This window comes from Kitasatospora sp. NPDC002551 (genome assembly GCF_040296005.1).
In the GTDB taxonomy this organism is placed as follows: domain Bacteria; phylum Actinomycetota; class Actinomycetes; order Streptomycetales; family Streptomycetaceae; genus Kitasatospora.
The window spans coordinates 1-21,916 of the sequence record NZ_JBEOWI010000081.1 but is presented as its reverse complement, the minus strand read 5'-3'; the positions used below and the strand labels follow the sequence as shown (position 1 = coordinate 21,916).

Annotated in this window: 19 protein-coding genes; 13 read left to right on the top strand and 6 right to left on the bottom strand. The window is 75.7% G+C overall.

Translation table 11 applies throughout. The features are described from left to right. Positions 1–118 precede the first annotated feature (118 nt). From ABT093_RS37425 to ABT093_RS37400, 6 genes are all read left to right on the top strand, one after another. Positions 119–1,753: a class I adenylate-forming enzyme family protein gene (locus tag ABT093_RS37425; protein ID WP_350571939.1), complete on the top strand. Its 1,635-nt coding sequence runs from the start codon at positions 119–121 to the stop codon at positions 1,751–1,753. Beyond that, on the top strand, positions 1,750–3,009 hold the full coding sequence (locus tag ABT093_RS37420) for a beta-ketoacyl-[acyl-carrier-protein] synthase family protein (RefSeq protein ID WP_350571938.1): 1,260 nt from the start codon (positions 1,750–1,752) through the stop codon (positions 3,007–3,009). Before ABT093_RS37425 ends, ABT093_RS37420 begins: the two co-directional genes overlap by 4 nt. Positions 3,010–3,085: 76 nt before the next feature. Further along, positions 3,086–4,102: a 4-hydroxyphenylpyruvate dioxygenase gene (gene hppD, locus ABT093_RS37415; RefSeq protein ID WP_350571937.1), complete on the top strand. Its 1,017-nt coding sequence runs from the start codon at positions 3,086–3,088 to the stop codon at positions 4,100–4,102. Between the two features lie 53 nt (positions 4,103–4,155). After that, positions 4,156–5,070 carry a phytanoyl-CoA dioxygenase family protein gene (locus tag ABT093_RS37410; RefSeq protein WP_350571936.1) on the top strand — a complete coding sequence of 305 codons (915 nt, stop codon included), beginning with the start codon at positions 4,156–4,158 and terminating at the stop codon, positions 5,068–5,070. Continuing rightward, the gene (locus tag ABT093_RS37405; protein ID WP_350571935.1) at positions 5,067–6,065 is read left to right on the top strand and encodes a thiamine pyrophosphate-dependent dehydrogenase E1 component subunit alpha; all 999 of its coding nucleotides are present in this window, start codon (positions 5,067–5,069) and stop codon (positions 6,063–6,065) included. The genes ABT093_RS37410 and ABT093_RS37405 overlap by 4 nt, the downstream gene beginning before the upstream one ends. After that, the gene (locus tag ABT093_RS37400; protein ID WP_350571934.1) at positions 6,062–7,021 is read left to right on the top strand and encodes an alpha-ketoacid dehydrogenase subunit beta; all 960 of its coding nucleotides are present in this window, start codon (positions 6,062–6,064) and stop codon (positions 7,019–7,021) included. Before ABT093_RS37405 ends, ABT093_RS37400 begins: the two co-directional genes overlap by 4 nt. A 66-nt stretch (positions 7,022–7,087) precedes the next feature. On the opposite strand, the gene ABT093_RS37395 is transcribed toward ABT093_RS37400, so the two are convergent. Next, positions 7,088–8,437 (bottom strand): acyltransferase, encoded by a 1,350-nt coding sequence (locus tag ABT093_RS37395; RefSeq protein WP_350571933.1) that lies wholly within the window; start codon positions 8,435–8,437, stop codon positions 7,088–7,090. Positions 8,438–8,627: 190 nt separating this feature from the next. Between ABT093_RS37395 and ABT093_RS37390 the strand changes: the two genes are divergently transcribed. The 4 genes from ABT093_RS37390 to ABT093_RS37375 all read left to right on the top strand — a co-directional run bounded on the left by ABT093_RS37390 (position 8,628) and on the right by ABT093_RS37375 (position 13,260). After that, complete coding sequence (locus ABT093_RS37390; protein ID WP_350571932.1) at positions 8,628–11,030, top strand: FHA domain-containing protein; 2,403 nt, start codon at positions 8,628–8,630, stop codon at positions 11,028–11,030. Between the two features lie 54 nt (positions 11,031–11,084). Beyond that, positions 11,085–11,627 carry an SH3 domain-containing protein gene (locus tag ABT093_RS37385; RefSeq protein ID WP_350571931.1) on the top strand — a complete coding sequence of 181 codons (543 nt, stop codon included), beginning with the start codon at positions 11,085–11,087 and terminating at the stop codon, positions 11,625–11,627. Positions 11,628–11,881: 254 nt separating this feature from the next. After that, positions 11,882–12,886 carry a serine/threonine-protein kinase gene (locus ABT093_RS37380; protein ID WP_350571949.1) on the top strand — a complete coding sequence of 335 codons (1,005 nt, stop codon included), beginning with the start codon at positions 11,882–11,884 and terminating at the stop codon, positions 12,884–12,886. Beyond that, positions 12,883–13,260, top strand: coding sequence for a DUF1304 domain-containing protein (locus tag ABT093_RS37375; protein ID WP_350571930.1), 378 nt, complete (start codon positions 12,883–12,885; stop codon positions 13,258–13,260). Before ABT093_RS37380 ends, ABT093_RS37375 begins: the two co-directional genes overlap by 4 nt. Positions 13,261–13,320: 60 nt before the next feature. Here the strand turns inward: ABT093_RS37375 and ABT093_RS37370 are convergent, their stop codons facing one another. Next, the gene (locus ABT093_RS37370; protein ID WP_350571929.1) at positions 13,321–14,685 is read right to left on the bottom strand and encodes a streptophobe family protein; all 1,365 of its coding nucleotides are present in this window, start codon (positions 14,683–14,685) and stop codon (positions 13,321–13,323) included. Positions 14,686–14,938: 253 nt separating this feature from the next. Between ABT093_RS37370 and ABT093_RS37365 the strand changes: the two genes are divergently transcribed. Further along, a complete protein-coding gene (locus ABT093_RS37365) occupies positions 14,939–16,456 on the top strand; it encodes a DUF6777 domain-containing protein (protein WP_350571928.1) in 1,518 nt (505 codons plus the stop codon). A gap of 27 nt (positions 16,457–16,483) precedes the next feature. Continuing rightward, the gene (locus tag ABT093_RS37360; protein WP_350571927.1) at positions 16,484–16,984 is read left to right on the top strand and encodes a hypothetical protein; all 501 of its coding nucleotides are present in this window, start codon (positions 16,484–16,486) and stop codon (positions 16,982–16,984) included. A 54-nt stretch (positions 16,985–17,038) separates the two neighbouring features. Here ABT093_RS37360 and ABT093_RS37355 read toward each other — a convergent pair whose 3' ends face one another. Continuing rightward, positions 17,039–17,482: a winged helix-turn-helix transcriptional regulator gene (locus tag ABT093_RS37355; RefSeq protein WP_350571926.1), complete on the bottom strand. Its 444-nt coding sequence runs from the start codon at positions 17,480–17,482 to the stop codon at positions 17,039–17,041. Between the two features lie 183 nt (positions 17,483–17,665). Here ABT093_RS37355 and ABT093_RS37350 point away from each other — a divergent pair, with 183 nt between their 5' ends. Further along, a complete protein-coding gene (locus ABT093_RS37350; protein ID WP_350571925.1) occupies positions 17,666–18,910 on the top strand; it encodes an MFS transporter in 1,245 nt (414 codons plus the stop codon). On the opposite strand, the gene ABT093_RS37345 is transcribed toward ABT093_RS37350, so the two are convergent. The 3 genes from ABT093_RS37345 to ABT093_RS37335 form a co-directional block, all read right to left on the bottom strand. Next, entirely contained in the window at positions 18,900–19,889 is a 990-nt protein-coding gene (locus tag ABT093_RS37345; protein WP_350571924.1) for an endonuclease/exonuclease/phosphatase family protein, read from the bottom strand. The two genes, ABT093_RS37350 and ABT093_RS37345, sit on opposite strands and share 11 nt — an antisense overlap. Positions 19,890–20,110: 221 nt before the next feature. Next, positions 20,111–21,484 (bottom strand): LCP family protein, encoded by a 1,374-nt coding sequence (locus tag ABT093_RS37340; RefSeq protein ID WP_350571923.1) that lies wholly within the window; start codon positions 21,482–21,484, stop codon positions 20,111–20,113. Next, a partial coding sequence (locus ABT093_RS37335; RefSeq protein ID WP_350571922.1) for a DUF6542 domain-containing protein occupies positions 21,477–21,916 on the bottom strand: 440 nt, incomplete at its 5' end. The genes ABT093_RS37340 and ABT093_RS37335, both read right to left, overlap by 8 nt.

The following is a 21,916-nucleotide window of genomic DNA, read 5'->3' as shown; positions in this document are numbered from 1 at the left end:
CCGACCCCCGACCCGTCCCCCTGCGCACCACCCGGCGCGAGCGGTCCCCCACCCGCCGCGTCCCGCCGCAGCACGCCCGCACGCCCCGCACGCCCGCACCCCGGGAGGGATCCACCCCGTGAGCATCCGCAGTATCCGCACCCTGCTGGCCGACGATCCGGCCGTCGGCGCCGGAAACGTCCTCATCAGCCGCCTCGCCCTCGGCCTCGGTCTCGACGAGCCGCTGCTGACCTTCGACACCCCGGTGGACGACCACGCCGCCTGGCAGCCGTTCACCCTCGTCGAGCTGGACCGCGCCGTCCGCGCCAGGGCCGCCGCCCTGCACGCCCTGGGCATCGGCCGGCGCGACCCGGTGGTGGTGTACGCGAGCGACGCCGCCGACCACGTGCTCGCCTTCCTCGCCCTGGCCCGGCTCGGTGCCATCCCCGCGCTGCTCAACCCCCACCTGGACGGCGAGCGGGCCGCCCGCTACATCGCCAAGCTCGGCCCGGTCGGCGTCCTCGCCGACGCGCCGCACCTGGCCGCGCTGGCCGGCCACGAGACCGGCGCCCCCGCCCTGCCGGAGATCGCCACCCTCGCCTCCGGCGACCCGGAGGCCGCCCCGGAGCCCTACCGGCACTGGGCCGGCGACCCGGTGGCGATCACCCACTCCTCCGGCACCACCGGCCTGCCCAAGGCCGTGGTCCACTCGCACGCGAGCCTCTACGCGGCGATCCGCCACCGCGCCCGGCTGCCGCGCCCGCAGGGCCAGGAGCGGATGCTCAGTGCCCTGCCCGCCCCGCACGCCGCCACCCTGATCGCGGTCAACCTCGCGCTCGCCTCGCACACCCGGCTCGCCCTGCTGTCCAGCCAGTCCGGCGCCGGCGTGCTGGACGCCATCGAGCAGTGGCGCCCCAGCGGAGTGGTCGGCTTCGCCGCCACCTGGGCCGACCTCGCCCACCACGACCTGAACGCCCGGCGGTTGGACTCGGTCGCGCTGTGGTGGAACACCGGCGACTGCGCCCACGAGGTGCACATCCGCCGCCTGGTCGCCACCGGCAGCCGCGAGTCGGTGACCCGCGAGGGCCGCACCCGGGTCCCCGGCTCGCTGTTCGTGGACGGCCTCGGCTCCACCGAGATGGGCCACTCGCACTTCTTCATCACCCACGGCCCGGACACCGAGCGCTACGGCCGCTGCGTCGGGCGCCCGCACACCTTCGTCGACTGCGAACTGGTCGGCCCGGACGGCGAACCGCTCGGCCCCGGCGAGGTCGGCGAACTCGCCACCACCTCACCGACGCTGGCCCTCGGCTACTGGAACGACTCGGCGACCACCTACCGCACCCGGCTGCGCGGGCGCTTCCTCACCGGCGACCTGATGTACCGGGACGAGGAGGGCTACTACTACCACGTCGACCGGGCCGTCGACTCGGTCGAACTCGACGACGGCACAAGGCTGTTCACCGCGATGTCGGAGGAGCGGGTGCTGGCCGCCTGCCCCGACGTGCTGGACTGCACGGTGGTCGCGGTGCGCGACGGCGAGCGCGTGGTCACCGACGTCCTGCTGGTGCTGACCGCCGGGGCCGACCCGGCCGCCGACCGCACCAAGGCCGTCACCGCCGCGCTGGACGAGGCCGCCGCGGCCACCGTCCGCCAGGTCGTCGTGGTGGGCGGGGACGACATCCCGGTCGGCCCCACCGGCAAGGTCCGCAAGGTCCTGCTGCGCCGGCGCTACCTGGACTCCGTCGCCGCGGCCCCGGCGGCCGCCCGATGACCGCCCGCCGCCCGGGCGCCGTGGTCACCGGCATCGGCCTGGTCACCCCGCTCGGCCGCAAGCCCGCCGAGGTCTTCGACGCGCTCACCGCCGGCCGCTCCGGCATCCGCGCGCTGCCCGAGGGCCACGCCGCCCACGGCTGGCTGAGCGCGGCCGGCCTCGCCCCGGCGGTGGACGGCCGCGAGGTGCTGCCGCCCACCGAGACCCGCTGCGTGGACCGCTTCGTGCTGCTCGCCCTGGCCGCCGCGGACGACGCGCTCGCCGACGCCGGCCTGGTGGTCGGCCAGGACGCCGACCCGCACCGCACCGCCGTGGTGCTGGCCACCGGCGGCGGCGGACTGGAGACCTTCGAGCAGCAGTCCCACCGCCGGCTCGACCGCGGCCGGCCCGGCGTCAGCCCGTACCTGCTGCCCGGCATGCTCTCCAACATGGCCACCGCCCGGATCGCCATCAAGCACGGCATCCGCGGCTTCAGCACCGCCATCGTGACGGCCTGCGCGGCCGGCGCCCAGGCCGTCGCCGAGGGGCTGCGGCTGATCCGCTCCGGCGACGCCGACGTGGTGGTGTGCGGCGGCACCGAGTCCTCGCTGCACCCGACGATCGCCGCCGCGTTCACCAACGCCCGCGCGCTGTCCTCCGGTTGGGAGGACCCCGGGCAGGCCAGCCGGCCCTTCGACCGCCGCCGCAACGGCTTCGTGCTGGGCGAGGGCAGCGCCGTCCTGGTGCTGGAGAGCCCCGAGCACGCCGCCGCCCGCGGCGCCGCCGGCTACGCCGACCTCACCGGCTGGGGCGCCTCCACCGACGCCCACCACCCGACCATGCCGCGTCCCGACGGCGCGGGCGCCGCCGACGCGATGCGCGCCGCGCTCGCCAACGCGGGCCTCGCGCCCTCCGACATCGGCTACGTCAACGCGCACGGCACCGGCACCAAGCTCGGCGACGTCGCCGAGAGCGCCGCGCTGAACACCGTCTTCGGCACCCACCGCCCCGCGGTCAGCTCCACCAAGGGCGCCACCGGTCATCTCCTGGGCGCGGCAGGCGCGCTGGAGGCGGCGGTCACCGCACTCGCGGTGGCCCGGGGGACGCTGCCGCCGACCGTCAACCTCGACGAGCCGGACCCGGCCTGCGACCTGGACCACGTCCGGGGCGCCGCCCGCGCCGTCCCGCTCACCGCCGCCCTGAGCAACGCCTTCGCCTTCGGCGGGCACAACCTCAGCCTGGTCTTCGAGCCCGCCTCCACCCCGTCCGTCCGCTGACGCCGCCCGGCGCCAGCGCGGCGCGGACACCCGTGCCAGGCCACTCGTCAACTCGCGATCCCCCGGGGAGATCCCGTTGTCCATCCAGTCCATCGCCCACGTCGAGTACCACTGCGCCGACGCCGACACCGCGGCGGCCGAACTCTGCGCCGACTACGGCTTCGCGCTCGCGGCGCCCGAACCCGATCAGCTCGCCGCGGCCGAGTCCGCGAACGCCCGCACCGTCCTGGTGCGGCAGGGCGGCATCCGCTTCCTGCTGCGCTCCGCCGCCGACCCGGAGCACCCGGTGGCCCGCTACGCCGCCCGGCACGGCGAGGGCGTCGCCGCCCTCGCGCTCTCCTGCCCGGACCCGCAGGCCGCCCTGGACCGCGCCGAGCGGCACGGCGCCCGGGTGCTGGACCGGGCCGGCGGGCTGGTGGCCGGCTTCGGCGACACCGCCCTGCGGTTCGTCCCCGAGGCGCCGGCCACTTCCGAGACCGAGCCGGCCGGCTCGCCGCGGCTGCTGGACGCCCTCGACCACGCCGCGATCTGCCTGCCGGCCGGCGAGCTGGCGGACGCCGTGAAGTTCTGCGAGGCCGCGCTCGGCATGCACCGCATCTTCGGCGAGTACATCGAGGTCGGCGAGCAGGCGATGGACTCCAGCGTGGTGCAGAGCGCCTCCGGCGAGGTCACCTTCACCCTCATCGAGCCCGACACCACCCGCCGCCCCGGCCAGATCGACACCTTCCTCGCCGACCACGAGGGCGCCGGCGTCCAGCACCTGGCGTTCCGCACCGGCGACATCGCCACCGCCGTACGCACCATCCGCGACCGGGGCGTGGCGTTCCTGACCACCCCCGGCACCTACTACGACGCGCTCGCCGAGCGGCTCGGCGGCACCGCCATCCCGGTGGAGACGCTGCGCGAGCTGGACGTGCTGGTCGACCAGGACCACGGCGGGCAGCTGTTCCAGATTTTCGCCCGCTCCACCCACCCCCGCCGGACGTACTTCGTGGAGCTGATCGAGCGCCAGGGCGCCGGCACCTTCGGCACCGCCAACATCAAGGCCCTCTACGAGGCCGTCGAGCGCCAGCGCGCCGCCGCCTCGGTCTGAGCCCGCCGCCCGACGTCCGTCCGAGCCCTCACACCCCAGGAGGCCCGTCCCCCATGACCACCGCACCCGAGTTCCACCTGACCGAGGCCGAACGCGCCCTGCTGCCCACCCCCGAGGAGGTGGCCGGCTACCTGGAGCACGGCTGGTACCTGTCCCGCAAGCTGTTCAGCGACGAGGAGCTGGACACCCTGCAGGCCGCCACCGAGCAGTACTACGCGGGCCACCGCGACCGCACCCTGCCGGTCCGCCCGCCGCGGCTGGCCTCCTGGGAGCCCGCGCACGGCCCGGTCCAGCGGCACAACGACTACGTGCACTACGAGAGCGAGGCGATCGCGGCGATCCTGCGCAAGCCGCTGCTCGGCGCCGTCGCCGCGCTGCTCGCCGAGGCCGAGGAGGTCCGGATCTTCCAGGCCACCCTCATCTACAAGCCCCCGGTGCCGGGCGAGCCCAGCAACCAGGTGCCGTGGCACTTCGACAAGCACTACTGGCAGACCTCGACCTCGGAGCGGATGCTCACCGCCTTCCTGCCGTTCCACGACTGCGGCGAGGAGAACGGCACCATCACCATGGTGGACGGCAGTCACCGGTGGAAGGAGCTGCCCTCCGAGGAGGACTCCACCCGGCACTTCGCCGACCGCGACAACTCCGAGCTGGACGCCATCCTGGACGCCAACGCGCAGTACAACGGGACCGAGGTCCGCAAGGTCCCGATGATCATCCCGCGCGGCCACGTCAGCTTCCACCACTGCCGCACCTACCACGGCAGCGGCCCCAACCTGGCCTCCTACCCGCGCCGGGCGGTCTCGCTGCACCTCCAGGACGGCGCCAACGCCCACCGGCTCGCCACCCGCCCGGACGGCGAGACGGTGGTCTACAACCACGACGTGCTGGTGCGGCGCACCGCCGACGGCCGCCCCGACTACGCGGACCCGGACTTCTGCCCGACCGTCTGGCGGGGAGTGCTGTGATCCCTGGGGCACCCGTCGTCGCCGCGCTCGACACGCCCGAGCGGCGGTACCGGATGCTGCGGCTGATCCGCTCCTTCGAGGAGCGGGCGCTGGACCTGGTGAAGTCCGGGGTGATCACCGGCGGCATCCACCCGTACATCGGGCAGGAGGCCGTCGCGGTCGGCGTCTGCGCCGCGCTGGGGGCGGGCGACCGACTCGCCTCCACCCACCGCGGGCACGGCCACGTCCTGGCCCGCGGCCTGGACCCGGCGCGGCTGCTGGCCGAACTGGCCGGGCGGGTCGGCGGGTCCAACCGGGGCCGGGGCGGCTCGATGCACGCCGCCGACCTGCGGCTGGGCATCCTCGGCGCCAACGGCATCGTCGGCGCCGGCGCGCCGATCGCGGTCGGCGCCGCCTGGGCCGACCTGCGGGCCGGCTCCGACGCGGTGGCGGTCGCCTTCTTCGGCGACGGCGCGCTCAACCAGGGTGTGCTGCTGGAGTCGCTCAACCTGGCCGCGATGTGGCGGCTGCCGGTGCTCTTCGTCTGCGAGAACAACGGCTACGCCACCACCCTGCCCGCCGACGCCGCGGTGGCGGGCAGCGCCACCGGCCGGGCGGCCGCCTTCGGCATCCCGGCCGCCGAGGTCGACGGCATGGACACCGAGGCGGTCCGGGCCGCCGCCGAGCGGGCCGTCGCCCGGGCCAGGTCCGGCGGCGGTCCGGGCTTCCTGGAGTGCCGCACCTACCGGTTCGAGGGCCACCACACGATGGAACGGCGGATGAAACTGCGCTACCGCACCCCCGAGGAGGTGGCCGCCTGGCGCGAGCGGGACCCGCTCCCCCGGGCCGCCGCCGCGATCGGCGCCGAGCGCGCCGCCGCCCTGGACGCCGAGGTGGCCGCCGAACTCGCGGCGGCCGAGGAGTTCGCGCTCGCCTCGCCGCACCCGGACCCGGCCGGCGCCGCCGACCACCTGTACGCCTCCGGGCTGCGGCCCCGGGCGGGGGCGGTGGCATGAGACTCTCGTATACGAAGGCGCTCAACCGGGCACTGGCCGACGAGCTGGACGGCGACCCCGCCGTCTGCGTGTTCGGCGAGGACATCGGTGCCGGGATGGCCGGACCCACCCTCGGGCTGCTGGACCGGTTCGGGCCGGAGCGGATCGTCGACACCCCGCTCTCCGAGCAGGCGTTCACCGCGATGGCACTCGGTGCGGCCCTGGCCGGGCGGCGGCCGGTGCTGGAGTTCCAGATCCCCTCGCTGCTCTTCCTGGTATTCGAGCAACTCGTCAACCAGGCCCACAAGTTCTCGCTGATGACCGGCGGCCAGGCGGGTGTCCCGCTCACCTGTCTGGTCCCCGGTTCCGGCTCCCGGGACGGCTGGGCGGGCCAGCACTCCGACCACCCGTACAGCCTGTTCGCGCACGCCGGGATGAAGACCGTCGTGCCGGCCACCCCGACCGACGCCTACGGGCTGCTGCGCTCGGCGATCCGGGACCCGGACCCGGTGGTGGTCTTCGCCCCGGCCGCCGCGCTGGCGGTCCGCGAGACCGTCACCTGGGAGCTGGCGCCGGTCCCGCTCGGCAGCGCCCGGGTGCACCGCGGCGGCACCGACGTCACCCTGGTCGCCGTCGGGCACCTGGTGCACGACGCGCTGGCGGTGGCCGAGGAGCTGGCCGGGGAGATCTCGGTCGAGGTGCTCGACCCGCGCACGCTGTACCCGTTCGACTGGGCCGCCCTGGGCGCCTCGCTAGAGCGCACCGGGCGGCTGGTGGTGATCGACGACTCCAACCGCAGCTGCGGGATCGGCGCGGAGGTGCTGGCCACCGCCGCCGAGGAGTTCCGGCTCGTCGCCCCGCCGCGGCGGGTCACCCGGCCCGACGGCGCGGTGCTGCCGTTCGCCCCCGCGCTCGACCGGGCCCTGCAGCCGGACCGGGAGCAGCTGCGCCACGCACTGCGCGCCGTCATGAAGTGACGATGCGTCAGGATACCGACCGGGGGCGGCCGTTACGGTCGCCCCCGGTTGCGTCCCGGAGCGTTCTCAGAGCACCTTGGGCACGGCCGCGAGCAGGTCCGGCAGCTCGTCCGACCGGTCCCGGAAGCGGTGCAGCGCCGCCCGCCCCTCCGTCCCGCGCAGCCGCGCGGCCAGCCGGGCCGGGAGCACCGCCGTGGTGAGCAGACCGCTGCCGCCGAAGCCCTCGACGGCCCAGCAGACCCAGGGCAGCGGGTAGTTGGCAGCCGGGCTGAAGAACACCGGCCGCTGGCCCTGGAAGGTCGCGTCGTAGAGGCCGAAGCGGCTCCAGTTGGAGAAGCTGATCCGGCGTTGCTGGGGGTCGAAGCCGATCGGCACGCAGCTCCCCAGCCCGGGCCGGCCGAGCTCGGCCAGGAAGCGCAGGTTGGCGCGCAGGTTGAGGTGGTCCTCGGCATATCCCCGCACGGCGGTGCGCAGCGCGCCGGCGAGGGCGGCCGGGCCGTCCTCGGGCGTGTACGGCAGGTGGATGTCGCCGAGCAGATTGCCGACCAGGGCGTCCGGCAGTCCGAGCGCGCGGCGGGCGTTGACCGGGACGGTGAGCCAGCGGGTCTCCCGGTCGCCGTCCAACTCCCTCAGAGTGTGGGTGACATGGGCGCAGACCGCGTCGCCGGAGGAGACCCAGCGGCCGGCCTCCGCGCCGAACTCCTCGCGCATCCGGGCTATCTCGGCGTCGCCGAAGTACAGCTGGACGGTCCGGTTGGCACGCGGGCCGGCCGCCACCTCGCGGTCCAGCACGGCGCGCTCGGCCGGTCCTGGCACCCGGAAGCCGGGCCGGCCGCAGTCCTCGGCGGGCAGCACCCGGTCGAGCAGGGCGTCCTGGTCCCCGACGAGTTCGGCCGCCGGGAGCTCCTCGCCCTCGACCGCCGCCGACCAGGCGCGCAGCAGCAACGCGAAGCTGTGCAGGTCGCCGATCGCGTGGTGCCAGGAGCAGCCGAGCACGGTACCGCCGTCGCCGGTGCGGGTCACCCGGACGGCGAGCAGCGGTCCGCCGCCGGTGCGGGCGGCCGGGGCGTCCAGCGGGTCGACGTGCAGCGCACCGGGCGCGGTGACCCGACCCATGGACTCGGCGAGCGTGCCGTCGACGCGGTAACTCACCATCGGGACACCGGAGTCGTCGCAGACCGCCTCCAACACCCCGTCCACGGTGCGCAGTCGGCCGGCGAAGACCGGGACGCGCTCCAGCGCCCGGGCCAGGCCCGCGGCGAGGCGGTCCTCGTCCAGCGCGCGCTCGAAGAAGAGGACGACCGAGACGGCGAGGTCGGCGAGCATGGTGTCGGCCAGGCCGCAGCGGAGCACCGTCCCGGGCGCGGTGCCCGCTCTGACCGTGCGGGTGTCGCGCAACTGCGGCCAGACGCTCATCGATTCATCCCGGGGCGGTCGAGGGAGTCGTACCGAGTGCCCCGGACGACGGTAGCGATCACCAGAACGATAGGACAGCCACCCGGCAGCGATCCAGTGGTCCAGTCCAATTGAGCGGTATCGGACCGGACGGACGGTACGGAACGGCGTCCGGACGCCCCCGGGCCGTCCCCGGACTAGAATCCGAAGCATGGGAGAGCGCCCGGGCGCGCCCACCGCGCCGCCCCTGGTCCTCGTCACCGACACGGACTCGCAGCTGATCGACCCGTGCCGGGCGTACCACGTCGGCCGCGACCCGACCAGCGAGATCGTCCTGGACGACCCCCGGGTCTCCTGGCACCACGCGGTGCTGCGCTCCACCGGCGGCCACTGGCACCTGGACGACGTCGGCAGCACCAACGGCACCTTCTCCGACGGCCGCCGGATCAGCTCCGAGGACGTCGGCCCCGGGACCCGTCTGCGGTTCGGCAACCCGGCCGACGGCCCGTCCGCCACCTTCGCCGGACTGCCCGACCCCGCGCCGCCGCCCGCGCCGACACCGGCCCCCGCCCCCGTACCCGCCGAGCGCCCCTCGCTGATCGCGCCGGCCGCCTCCGGCACCTTCCGCCGCCCCAGCGCCGTGCTGCGCCTGCCCGGGCGCACCGTGCGGATCGGCCGCGCCCCCGACAACGACCTGGTCCTCGACGACCTGGTGGTCTCCCGCCACCACGCCGAGCTGCGCACCCTGCCGGACGGCGGCCACGAGATCGCCGACCTCGGCAGCCACAACGGCACCTACCTCAACGGCGGCCCCGTCGAGCGGGCCCCGGTCGGCCCCGCCGACATCGTGGGCATCGGCCACTTCGCGCTCTGCCTGTCCGGCGACGACCTCGTCGAGTACACCGACACCGGCGAGGTCTCGCTCAACGTGCAGGGCCTGGTGGTGCGGGTCGGCGCCGACCACCGGGTGCTGCTGGACGACGTCTCCTTCCCGCTCGCCGAGAAGGCCCTGCTCGCCGTCGCCGGCCCCAGCGGCGCCGGAATGTCCACCCTGCTCAACGCCCTCACCGGGCTGCGCCCCGCCGACGAGGGCACCGTGCTCTACGACGGGCGCGACCTCTACCGCGACTACGCCGAGCTGCGCCGCCGGATCGGCCTCGTCCCGCAGGACGACATCCTGCACACCCAGCTGACCGTCCGCCGCGCCCTGACGTACGCCGCCGAATTACGCTTCCCCGGCGACACCGCCCCGGCGGAACGCGAGGCCCGGGTCTCCGAGGTGATCCACGAACTGGGCCTGGACAGCCGGGCCGACCTGGTCATCTCCAGCCTCTCCGGCGGCCAGCGCAAGCGGGTCAGCGTCGCCCTGGAACTGCTCACCAAGCCCTCGCTGCTCTTCCTCGACGAGCCCACCTCCGGCCTCGACCCGGGCATGGAGCGCTCGGTGATGCAGATGCTGCGCGGACTGGCCGACGACGGGCGCACCGTCGTCGTGGTCACCCACAGCGTGCTCAGCCTGGACGTCTGCGACCGGCTGCTGGTGCTCGCCCCCGGCGGCCGCACCGCCTACTACGGACCGCCCGCCGAGGCGCTGCCGTTCTTCGGCTTCACCGAGTGGCCGCAGGCCTTCGAGGCCTTCGAGAACGAGGACCACCGGGCCTGGCAGCGCCGGTTCCGGGAGTCCCCCCAGTACGAGCGCTACGTGGCCGCCGGGGCGCTGCCGCCCGCCGTGCCCGTGCCGGCGCCCGCCGCGCCCGCCGACGCGTTCGGCCCCGAGCAGCCGCAGGGCTGGTTCTCCCAGCTGGGCACGCTGATCCGCCGCTACACCGCGGTGCTCGCCGCCGACAAGCTCTTCCTGACCGTGATGATCGCCCTGCCGTTCCTGATCGGCGTGATGTGCCGGGCGATGGCGGGCAGCCGGCTCTCCTCGGAGAACGCCCTCAACATCCTGCTCACGCTCTGCATCGGCGGCCTGCTCACCGGCTCCGCCAACGCGGTGCGCGAGATCGTCAAGGAACGGCCGATCTACCAGCGAGAACGCGTGGTCGGGCTGTCCCGCTCGGCCTATCTCGTCTCCAAGGTGGTGGTACTCGGCACCATCACGGTCGCCCAGGCCGCCGTGCTGACCGTGGTCGGGCTGGCCGGCGTCGACCTCGACCCCACCCTGCCGGGCGGCGTCACGGTGCACAGCGGGGTGCTGATGCCCCCGCTGGCCGAACTGATCGTGGCGGTCGCCCTGCTCTCCTTCTCCGCGATGATGCTCGGCCTGCTGGTCTCCGCGCTGGTCCGCAAGGAGGAGGCGACCATGCCGCTGCTGGTGCTGCTCTCCGTGGTGCAGATCGTGTTCAGCGGCGCCATGCTGAAGCTGCACGCGGTGCCCGGCCTGGAGCAGTTCGCCTGGCTGGTGCCCTCCCGCTGGGGCCTGTCCGCGATGGCCCGCACCGTCGACCTGCACACCGTCCTGCCGAACGACATCACCGACGACCCGATGTTCGCCCAGGAGCGGGGCGGGTGGCTGCTCGCGCTGGCCGTGCTGGTGGCGCTCTCGGTGGTGCTGGCCGTCGCCGTGGTGGCGCTGCTGCGCCGGCAGGAGCCGGCGATCATGCGGAAGTGAGCAGCGGCGGAAGAGCAGAGAAGCGAGAAGAGCGGAGGTGAGAAGACCCGGCCGATGGACGAGCTCGCGTTCCGCCCCACCCATGTCGCCCCGCCGGGCGGCCTGACCAGCTGGGCCGCCCCGGACCCCGCGCAGCCCACCTCCCCGCTGGACGCGCTGCTGCCGCTGCAGCTGATCGGCCGGACCGGCGACTGGGCACAGGTGCTCTGCTCCAACGGCTGGACGACCTGGGTGGACGGCCGGCTGCTGGTCTCGCTGCCGGGCGTGCCGCCCACGGCCACCGGCCCGCCGGCCCGCACCGCCGACCCCCGCCCGGCGCTGGCCGAGGCGGAGGGCGCGCTGGCCCGCTACCGCTCGCTGCTGGAGGACCTCGCGGCGGGCGGCACCGACCTGGAGACCTTCCGGGACCGCGCCCACGGCCTGCGGATCGGCCTGGTCGTCGACGGCGAGCGGCTCTGGGTCTACGACCCGGTGCACGACCGCTGGTGCTACTGCGACGGCCTCCAGCTGCGCACCTACGCCGTCGGCAACCGTCCGAGCCCGCCGGCCGGCCGGGCCCCGGGCACCGACGAGCCCACCCGCCTGGCGGAGCCGTGATCCCGCCCCCCGACGGCGGCGACGACCGGACCCCGCGGCGGCCGCACCCGCCCACCGAAACCGGGGCCGTCGAACCGCCCGCCCCGCCCACCGCCGGCCACGCCCGGCCCGGCGATCCCGCCGATCCCGCCGAACCCACCGAACCCGCCGGACCCGACGGACCCGCCGAACGCGGCGAACTCTCCGAACCCGCCGGACCCGCCGATCGCGGCGAGCCCTCCGGACGCGGCGAACCCGCCGACTTCGACGACGTCATCGAGCCGCCCAGCCTGCCCGCCGGACTGGTCGGGCGCCGGGTCGCCGGCTACCGCCTGGAGGCGGAGATCGGCCGCGGCGGCATGGCGGTCGTCTACCGCGCCAAGGACCTCCGGCTCGGCCGCACCGTCGCCGTCAAGCTGCTCGCCCCCGAGCTGGCCCGCAACGAGGTGTTCCGTCAGCGCTTCATCCACGAGTCGCAGACCGCCGCCGCGATCGACCACCCGCACATCATCCCGGTCTTCGAGGCCGGCGAGGCCGACGGCATCCTGTTCATCGCGATGCGCTTCGTCGAGGGCGGCGACCTGCGCGCGCTGATCACCCGCAGCGGCCCCTTCCCGGTCACCCGGGCGGCCGGGCTCGCCCTGCAGATCGCCTCCGCGCTGGACGCCGCGCACGACCACGACCTGGTCCACCGGGACGTCAAGCCGGGCAACGTGCTGGTCGCCGCCGGCACCGACAGCGAGCACCCCGAGCACCTCTACCTCGCCGACTTCGGCCTCACCAAGAAGTCCCTGTCGCTCAGCGGCCTGACCGGCGTCGGCCAGATCGTCGGCACCCTCGACTACGCCGCGCCCGAGCAGATCTCCGGGCGCCCGCTCGACGGCCGCTGCGACCAGTACGGGCTCGGCTGCGTGGTCTTCGAGATGCTCGCGGGCGCGCCCCCGTTCCGCCGCGAGAGCGATCTCGCCCTGCTCTGGGCCCACCTCAACGAGCCGCCGCCCACCCTGCGCGAGCACCGGCCCGATCTGCCTGCCGTCGTCGACGCGGTGCTCGCCCGTGCCCTCGCCAAGTCCCCCGAGGACCGCTTCGCGAGCTGCCTGCAGTTCGTCGCCGAGCTGCGGGCCGCCGCCACCGCCCCGCCCGGCACCGCTCCCCCGGCCGGCGGCCCCTGGGCCTCCCCCGGCCCGCCCACCACGGTGGGCCCCGCCCCCGGCGTCCCCGAACCGCCCGCCTGGGCCCTCCCCGTCGTCCGCCCGCCCGCGCGCAGGAGCTCCGGATGAACGCCGTCAGCCAGGTCTTCGCCCTGATCGCCGCCGCCGTCCACCTGGTGGTCTGGCCGCTGGAGAGCTTCCTCTACGGCCACCCGAGGGTCCGCCGGCTGCTCACCGGCTCCACCGCCGACGCGCCGCAGGTCCGCCTCTGGCGGGTCAACGTCGGCTTCTACAACCTCTTCCTCGCCCTCGGACTGGTCGCCGGCCTGGTCGCGCTGCACACCGACGAACCCGCCGTCGGCCGCACCCTGATCCGCTACCTCAGCGCCTTCATGATCGCCGCCGGCATCACCCTGTTCGCCTCCGCCCCCCGCCTCTGGCCCGGCGCCCTCGGCCAGGCCCTCCCCCCGACCGCCGTCCTTCTCGCCGAGGCCCTGGGCTGACCACCCCCGCCACCGGCCCGCTACGGGGCCGGAGGACCGTCGGCCGGCCGCCCCCTCGGGTCAGCGGGTCCCGCCGCGGCGGGGGAGGCGGTTGGCGGCGAGGGCGCCGAGGGCGCCGGCCAGGAGGCCCCAGGCGGCGGCGAGGGGGACCAGGGTCCACAGCCGCGGGTCCAGGGTGAGGGTGCCACCGGTCAGGGCGGCGGCGGGGCCGACCGCGCCGACGGCCGGGCCGAGGACGGAGCCGAGGAGGTCGCCCAGGCCGCCCTCGCCGAGGCCGACGCCGAGCACGGAGAGGCCGTAGTCGGCGGAGACCCTGGTCCACACGCCGACCAGCAGCACGGTGACGGCGGCGGCCGCCGCCAGCCGCACGGCGTGCTGCCAGATCGGGACCCCGCGCGGTGAGCGGTGGGCGGCCAGCACCCCGGCCGCGAGCATCAGCACGGCGGCCAGCGGGAGCAGCCACCAGGCCCGGGCGTCCTGCTCGGCGAGCGTGCCGAGGCTCACCGTGCCGTCCTGGCCCTCGCCGCCGCGCAGCACGGCGGCCAGCGGTTGGGGCACCGGCAGGCCGAGCGCCCCGACCAGGTGGCCGTGCCACTCGCCGCCGAGGCCGACGCCGAAGGCGAGCCAGACCAGGTTGGGCAGGGCGAGCAGCGCGAGGGCGGCGACCTGCCGGGCCTGGCCGTGCGCCGCGGCCGTGCCGATCGCGGCCGCCACGCCCAGCACCACGTAGCCGAGCAGGACCAGCAGCATCGCGAACGCGGCCGGGCGGACGGCCTGCTGGAAGGGCACCAGCGAGCGCGGCAGCGGCGCCCGGCGGGAGACCGCGAAGGTCGCGGCCAGCACGACCAGCAGCCAGAGCAGCCCGAGTCCGAGGGTGCTCGCGGGATCCGCGTGGAAGCCCACCTCGGGGTTGAGCCCGAGGGCGCTGCCGAGCTGCTCGGCGAGGCCCTCGCCGAGCGGCACCGTGAAGGTGTGCCGGGCGGCGGCGCAGAGCAGGGCGAGCGCGACCAGCCAGACCACCGCCGTCCGGGCGGCGCGGCCGAGCAGTTCGCGGCCGCCGGCCACCGCGCGGTAGCGCAGTTGGCGCAGGAAGACCTCGGCCATGGTCAGCGCGCCGGCCAGTCCGACGGAGAGCGGCATCGCGGTGATCCCGGCGTCGACCGAGGCGAAGAACCCGGCACCGCCGTCGAGGCCGACCGATCCGCCGACGGCGAGCGCGAGCGTGCCGGCGAGCACGGCGGGGAAACCGCCGCCGGGCAGCGTGTCGGCGCCGGCCGCCCAGAGGCCGAGCGCGGCCACCAGGGCCATCGCGGCGAGGCCGGCCAGGACGACCGCCGCCGCGTCCAGCCAGCCGCGCAGGACGCCGGGCGGTCCGGCCGCCCCGCTGCCGGGCGCGGCCGCGCCCGGTCGGGCCTGCTGCTGCATGCGGGCCTCCCTGTCGGGGTCGGTCTGTCGGGGTCGGTGTCCCCCGCGCGTCCGGTGCCGGCCCCGCCCCCGCGCCTGGGACCAGGGTGGACCAGGACGGGCCGGACCGCCCGGGCAGCGTGCTCCCTCGCGCGCGCTGCTGTTGCGACGGACCGGGACCGGGGGCAGAAATGGAGGCCAGTGGCAGGAGCCTCCCGCGCCGGCCGGACGGACCGGCCGTCCGCGACGGCGGAGCCCCCGATCGGAGCCCTCGATGAGTTCCCAACCGCCTTCCTCCGGGTCACCGCTCGGCCCGCCCTCCGGACCGCCGTCCGGGCCGCTCTCGGGCCCGCCGTCGGGCGGCGGCCGCGCCGGACCGCCCGCACCGCCCGGCCCGCCGTTCGGCCCGCCCTCGGGCGGCGGTGGCGGCTCGACGGGTTCGGGCGGCCCCTCCGGGCAGCGGCCGACGCCGTGGTGGCGCTCGCGCAAGAAGGCCGCGCTGGTGATCTTCGCGACCGGACTGGCGGTGCTGGCCACGGTGCTGATCGTCACCAACAGCACCGGCGGCGGTGGAAACGAGGAGACCGTGCCGACCGCCAACGAGGTCGCGCTGCAGAGCCCGCAGGACCCGGGCCCGGCACCGTTCACCCCATCGGTGGAGACCCAGGCGGTGAAGGCGCCGGCCCCCGCCGGGCCCTCCGCCACCCGAACGGGCGGCGCCACGGCCACCGGGACCGCGGGCACGGGCACGGGCACCGGCATCCACTCCGTCGAGGGAACGTCGGCGGGCGTGTACGGCGGGACGATGCACACGCCGAGCTGCGACGTCGAGCGGCTGGTCTCGATGACCTCGACCGGTGACGCCGGCCGGGCCTGGGCGTCGGCGCAGGGCATCCAGCAGTCCGCCGTCCCCGGCTACCTGCGCTCGCTGACCTCGGCGTACCTGCGGGTGGACACCCGGGTCACCAACCACGCCTACAAGGGCGGCGCGGCCGTCGCCTACCAGTCCGTGCTGGCGGCGGGCACCGCCGTACTGGTGGACGCGCAGGGCGTGCCACGGGTGCGCTGCGGCTGCGGCAACCCGCTGAAGCCGCCGACGCTGGTCAGCGACGCGAAGTACACCGGCAAGGCATGGACGGGCTTCCAGCCGAGCACGCTGGTCGTCGTGGTCGCCGCGCCGAAGCCGGTGACCGAGATCGTGCTGGTGGACGTCACAACCGGCGGCTGGTTCACCCGGTCGGCGGGGAAGGCGGAGGTCGTCGACCGGCCGGCCCCGGCCCCCCGCGGCCCGCTGGCGCCCGGCGTCCCGGCTCCCGCCGTCTGGCAGGTGTTCACGGCGACGGCCTCGGTGTCCGCCTCGGCCTCGACGTCGTCCTCCGCCTCGACCGCCTCCTCCACCTCGACCTCGGGTTCGCCGTCCGGCCCGACGACCGGCACCACGACGACGTCCGGCGGGCCGACGACGACCACGCCGGGCCCGACCTCGCCGGGGACGACCTCACCGGGAGCCACGACCAGCGCACCCACCGGGCCGGCCACCACGACGGCGCCGCCCACCTCGACCGCGCCGCCCACCACGACGGCGCCACCGACCACCGCGGCACCCACCACGGCGCCACCCACCACGGCCAAGCCGACGGTGACGAACACGCCCGCCCCCACCACGACGACCCCCAAGTCGGCCCCCGCCACGACCACCGCCGCGACCACCACCGCCGGGCCGGCCACCACCACCACCGCGACCACCACCTCCGTCGAAGAGCCCTCGACGGCCACCGGAACCCCCGGCTGAGCCGATCCGAAACCCTTGGGAGGAACCATGCCCCGCTTCCGTCCCCGGCGCCCGGCCCTGGCCGCGGCCGGCACGCTCACCGCACTACTGACGGCGCTGGCCGGCACCGGCCCGGTCCAGGCCGCGCCCACGACGGCCGCCCCGACCGGACAGCTGTCGGCCGCGCCCGCCGCGCCCTCGCTCCAGGAACGGGCCGCCGCGCTCGCCGCCGGCTCACCGACCGTCTCACCGGCGGCCCCCTTCGGGCACGTCCCGGCCGACAGCGACTACCAGTGCGCCGCCGGCACCCTCTGCACCCTGGTGTGGGACCCGACGGCCGGTGACTACAAGATCTTCTACCTCACCGCCTGCGCCCGGTACAGCCTCGACGGCTGGAGCGGCCAGGGGTTCTACGCCGACAACCGGACACCCGGCACCCGGTCGGTGTTCTACGGCGCGAACGGCCGCGTGCTGAAGTCCTTCACGCCCGACGGGGGCGCCAACCACCAGCAGGACTGGACGCCCGTACGGGCCATCCGCACCTGCTGAGCCCTCCGCCCGCGCCCCGTCCACCGCCGCGGTGGGCGGGGCGCCGGCGTGCCGTCAGGGCAGCAGCACCTCGGTGTCGTCCGGCCCGAGCAGCCGGCCGTCGGCCGACCGGACCTCCACCCGGGCGACCGGCGCGCCCGCGTCCCGGTCGACCAGGCGGGCGCGCGGCTCCTCGTCGGTGAAGCAGTACCGCTCGCCCCACTGGCGCAGCGCGGTGACGACGGGGAACAGCGCCCGGCCCTTCTCGGTGAGCACGTACTCCTGGTACGGGCTGCCGTCGGCGGCCGGGGCCAGCTCGAAGACGCCGTTGGCGACCAGGTTGGCGAGGCGGGCGGAGAGGATGTTCTTCGCCAGGCCGAGGTTCTTCTGGAACTGCCCGAAGCGGCGCAGCCCGTCGAAGGCGTCACGGACGATCAGCAGCGTCCAGCCGTCGCCGAGGACGTCCAGCGGCCGGGCGACCGGGCAGGACGAACCCTCGTGCGAGGTGCGTTTGGGCACGCGCCGCTCCTCTCTCGCCTGCGGTTCCGCGCTCCCGGGGGAGCGGGTTTCACCGTGCAACCCTATCGCGCCGCCCTCCGGCCCCCTTGTGGTTGCTTAATGAAACCTCGCCGTGCGAGGGTATGGCAGTGGCACTTTGAAACCACTCCTGGATGTCACGCCGTCCCGAAGGAGCACTCCCCCGTGCCTGCCCCCGCCCGCCGGCTCTCCCCCGCCGTCGCCTGGCTGTTCTCCGTCGCCAGCGGTCTGGCCGTCGCCAACGTCTACTACGCCCAGCCCCTGCTCGACCTCATCGCCGACGACCTCGGCATCGGCCGCGCGACGGTGGGCCTGGTCGGCACCCTCACCCAGATCGGGTACGCCGTCGGCCTGGTGCTGCTCGTCCCGCTCGGCGACCACCTCGACCGCCGGATGCTGATCACCGCCCAGCTCGGCCTGTCCGTCGTCGCGCTCGGCGCCGTGGCCCTCGCCCCCTCGGCGCCGCTGATGCTGCTCGCCATGGCGGCGGTCGGGGTGCTCGCCGTGGTGGCCCAGGTGATGGTCGCCCACGCGGCCTCCCTCGCCGACCCGGCCGACCAGGGCCGCGTCGTCGGCACCGTCACCAGCGGCATCGTGGTCGGCATCCTGCTCGCCCGCACCGTCGCCGGCACCATCGGCGACCTCGCCGGCTGGCGCGCCGTCTACGTCGTCTCCGCCGTCGCCACCGGCGCGACGGCCGTCGTCCTCGCCTCGGTCGTCCCGGCCGAACCGCGCCGGCGGGCGGAACGCGTCCGCTACCCGCGGCTGGTCGGTTCGGTGTTCACCCTGTTCGCCGAGGTGCCCGTGCTCCGGGTCCGCGCCGGACTCGCGCTGCTCGTCTTCACCGCCGTCACCGTGCTGCTCACCCCGATGGTGCTGCCGCTCGCCGCGCCGCCGTTCGAGCTCAGCCACACCGCGATCGGGCTCTTCGGCCTGGCCGGCGCCGCCGGCGCGCTCGGCGCCGGGCACGCCGGCCGGCAGGCCGACCGCGGGCGGGCCCGGCGCACCCTGGCGATCGGGCTCACCGCGATGCTCGTCTCCTGGCCGCTCGCCGCGCTGCTGCCGCACTCGGTCTGGTGGCTGGTGCTCGCCATGGTGGTGATCGACTACGGCCTGCAGTCCGTGCACGTGGTCAACCAGCACCTGCTGTACCAGGTCCGCCCCGAGGCACGCAGCCGGCTGACCGCCGGGTACATGCTGTTCTACTCGGTCGGCAGCGCGCTCGGTGCGATCGTCTCCACCCTCGTCTACGAGCGCGGCGGCTGGACGGCGGTCTGCTGGCTGGGCGGCGGCGTCAGCCTGCTCGCGCTCGCCTTCTGGCGGGCCACCGATCGCGCGCCGGCCGGGGACGGCGGCACCGAGGGGGACGTCCCGGAAGGAAGGACCGCCGGACGCCGCGTCAGCCGGTGACCGCCAGTTCGGCGACCACCGCGCGGTGGTCGGTGCCGCGCACCGTGTGCTCCGTCACCGACACCGCGCGCAGCGCCTCCCCGTGCAGCACGTGGTCGATCTGGATCACCGGCCACAGGCCCGAGAAGGAGGTGGTGGACTCCGGCCAGGTCGGCGCGACGCCGCGCCCCAGCTCGGCGTGGCTGTCCGTGAGGCCGGTGCCGAGCAGCGCGCGCATCGGCGCGTGGTCGAGCGTGGCGTTGAAGTCCCCCAGCAGGACGGCGTTGCGGGCGGCGCCGGCCACCGCCGCCCGCAATCCGTCGAAGTCCTCCGCCCAGCGGCCGGCGTCGCCCATCGGGTAGTAGGTGTGCACGGCCGTCAGCCGGACGGTGCGTCCGCCGACCACGACCTCCGCCGCCACCTCGTCCCGGGCCGCCGGCGAGGCCGTACCGTCCAGCGGGGTCAGCGGCAGCCGGGAGTAGAGCACGGTGTCCCGGCCCGGGCGCAGCTCCCGGTAGGGCAGCACCTCGGCGATCCCCGCCCGGTCCAGCCGTTCGGCGGCCCCCGGACCGAACTCCTCCATCGCCAGCACGTCGACCCGCTGCTCGCGCACCAGCCGGACGAGTTCCGCCGCGTCGGCCCGGCCCTTGAAGGCGTTGCTCGTCGCGACCCGCAGCCGCGGCGCGTCGGCCGCCGGAGCACCGCCGCCCTCCGGCACCAACCTCGGTATCAGCCAGACGAGTTGCACGGCCACCAGGACACCGGCCAGCGCCGCCGGCCACCACGAGCGCAGCGCCAGCAGCACGCCGAGCGCGACCACGCCGGCGACCGCCGCGTACGGCAGCCCGACCACGGCGAGGGCCAGCCACGTCCCGTCGTCCCACCCGCCGAGGCGGACGGCCACCAGCGCCGCCGACCCGGCCAGCACGGCGCCGCACACCCCCAGCAGCGCCCGCCGCGCCCACACCCGCCAGCCCGCCCGGCCCACCCGCTCCCCCATCCGCCACTCCGGCCCCTCGTCTCCCGTCCCAAGACGCCCGGCCCCGCACCGCGGTTCCCCGCCCGGGTCGTCCCGTGCCGCCCGGACCCGGCGCCCGGGCCTCAGGCGAGCGCCGGGCCGATCCGGTCGGCGAAGACCACCCGGCGCCGGGTGGCCGGCGAGACAGCGGGCCGGCGCGAAGGTGAGGGCGGAGGCGGGTTCGGCCGTCCGGCCGTCCCGCCTCAGTCCACGCAGGGGATGCCACCCGCCCTGACCGCCGGGCCCTGCATCGGGAGGTCGGGGGTCGGCTCGGCGGTGGGCGGGGCCGTGGTGGCGGAGGCGGACGGGGCCGGGGTGGTCGTCGTGCGGGCGGGGGCGGGCGTGCGGGTGGGGGCGACGGACCGCGCACCGCTCGGCGTGACGGTCGGCGTGACGGTCGGCGTGACGGTCGGCGCGGCAGCGGGCTGCTGCGCCGGGACCGCCGCCGGCGCGGGCTCCTCGGAGGCGGCCGGCGGCGGGGGCTCGTGCCCGAACAGCTGCTTCACGATGCGCTTGATCTGGTCCGGGTCGACCGTGTTGACCTCCTGGCCCCCGATCGTCCTGAACCCGGTGATCGGCAGCGTGTTGAACTCGACGTTGCCGCCGGTGAGGTTGGGCGCCTGCTGGGCGAAGTCCAGCACGTTCCAGCGGTCGTCGATGACCACGTCCTTCTTCACCACCTCGAACAGCCGCTGGAGCTGCCCGAGGTCGTTGACCACGCCCTGCTGCTTGAGCTTGTACACGACCGAGGAGAGGAAGGCCTGTTGCCGGTGGGTCCGGTCCAGGTCGCCGTTCTTCAGGTGGTGGCGCTGGCGGACGAACGACAGCGCCTGCCGGGCGTCGAGCGAGCTGACGCCCGCCGGGAGCCTGAGCCCGGTCCCGCCGCCCTCGTGGTTCGCCGTCCGGGCCACGATCGGGTCGTCGACCGGGTTGTTGAGGCAGACCTGGATCGGCTCGACGGCCTTGGCGATGTCGTAGAAGCCGATCAGGTTCACCTCCGCGAAGTGGTCGATGGGGATGCCGAGGAACGCCTGCACGGTCTGGAGGGTCGCGGCCCGCCCGGCCTCGCGGCTCTGCCGTTCCAGTTCCGCCTTGGACAGGCCCTTGCCGCCCAGCTTCTGCTCGGCCGTCTCCTTGGCGATCCCGTACGCCTCCTTGATCTTGTGCATCTTCCCGTCCGCGCCGACGGTCTGCACGTAGTCGTCGCGCGGGACCGACAGCGCCGTCACCTTGCCGCCGTTCGCCGGTATGTGCAGGACGATCAGCGCGTTGGTGTTGTAGCCGCCGATCTCGCTGGAGCCGGCGTGCAGTTCCTCCTCGACGAACTCCTTGGGGAGGTCGTTGCCGTCCATGTCCTTGCGGCTGTCGAGGCCGATGAGCAGCAGGTTGACGGACGCGTCGAGGTGCGGCGGCGCGTTCTTCCGGGCCTCGGTGAGCGCGCCCGACTTGACCACGCCGGCGTCGAGTTGCCGGTACTCGTACCAGGTGAAGCCGCTCGCGCCGAAGACCGCCACCGAGACGGTGCCGGCGAGGACGCGGCCGGCGACGGCCAGCCGGCTGGTGCGGGGCTCAGCCACGGCGGCTCCTCCGGTCGGGGACGGGGGTCGGGCGTACGGGGGCCGGAGGCGCGGCGGCCGGGGGCGCGGGGGCCGCGGGCGCGGTGCTCTGCGGGCCGGCGGTCCGCCGCCGGTGCCGGTCGTCGGCGCGCCGGTCCGGGCGGGCGCGCCGGTCGAGGAGCGCCCGCACCGCGACCACCAGCAGCCCGGCCACCACCGCCGCCGCCATCACCGGGAACGCGCCGACCACCCAGCGCACCGCCGCCGAGGCGAGCGCGTTGCCCCGCAGGGTCTCGCGGTCGGCGAGGTAGGCGGTACCGGCCCGGGCGGCCAGGGCCACCGGCGGCGCGGCGATGACGACCCACCAGCGCCCGGCGCGGCCGCAGAGCGCCGCCGCGGCGCCGGTGCCGAGCACGGCGCCGGCCGCGAACAGCGGGCCGCCGCCGTGTCCGG

What these genes read in the sequence shown, in the direction of transcription:
- ABT093_RS37390 (WP_350571932.1), top strand. Translation starts at nt 8,628, where the DNA reads ATGGGAGAGCGCCCGGGCGCGCCCACCGCGCCGCCCCTGGTCCTCGTC.
- ABT093_RS37345 (WP_350571924.1), bottom strand. Translation starts at nt 19,889, where the DNA reads ATGGGGGAGCGGGTGGGCCGGGCGGGCTGGCGGGTGTGGGCGCGGCGG.
- ABT093_RS37370 (WP_350571929.1), bottom strand. Translation starts at nt 14,685, where the DNA reads ATGCAGCAGCAGGCCCGACCGGGCGCGGCCGCGCCCGGCAGCGGGGCG.
- ABT093_RS37365 (WP_350571928.1), top strand. Translation starts at nt 14,939, where the DNA reads ATGAGTTCCCAACCGCCTTCCTCCGGGTCACCGCTCGGCCCGCCCTCC.
- ABT093_RS37360 (WP_350571927.1), top strand. Translation starts at nt 16,484, where the DNA reads ATGCCCCGCTTCCGTCCCCGGCGCCCGGCCCTGGCCGCGGCCGGCACG.
- ABT093_RS37420 (WP_350571938.1), top strand. Translation starts at nt 1,750, where the DNA reads ATGACCGCCCGCCGCCCGGGCGCCGTGGTCACCGGCATCGGCCTGGTC.
- ABT093_RS37375 (WP_350571930.1), top strand. Translation starts at nt 12,883, where the DNA reads ATGAACGCCGTCAGCCAGGTCTTCGCCCTGATCGCCGCCGCCGTCCAC.
- ABT093_RS37395 (WP_350571933.1), bottom strand. Translation starts at nt 8,437, where the DNA reads ATGAGCGTCTGGCCGCAGTTGCGCGACACCCGCACGGTCAGAGCGGGC.
- ABT093_RS37410 (WP_350571936.1), top strand. Translation starts at nt 4,156, where the DNA reads ATGACCACCGCACCCGAGTTCCACCTGACCGAGGCCGAACGCGCCCTG.
- ABT093_RS37400 (WP_350571934.1), top strand. Translation starts at nt 6,062, where the DNA reads ATGAGACTCTCGTATACGAAGGCGCTCAACCGGGCACTGGCCGACGAG.
- ABT093_RS37385 (WP_350571931.1), top strand. Translation starts at nt 11,085, where the DNA reads ATGGACGAGCTCGCGTTCCGCCCCACCCATGTCGCCCCGCCGGGCGGC.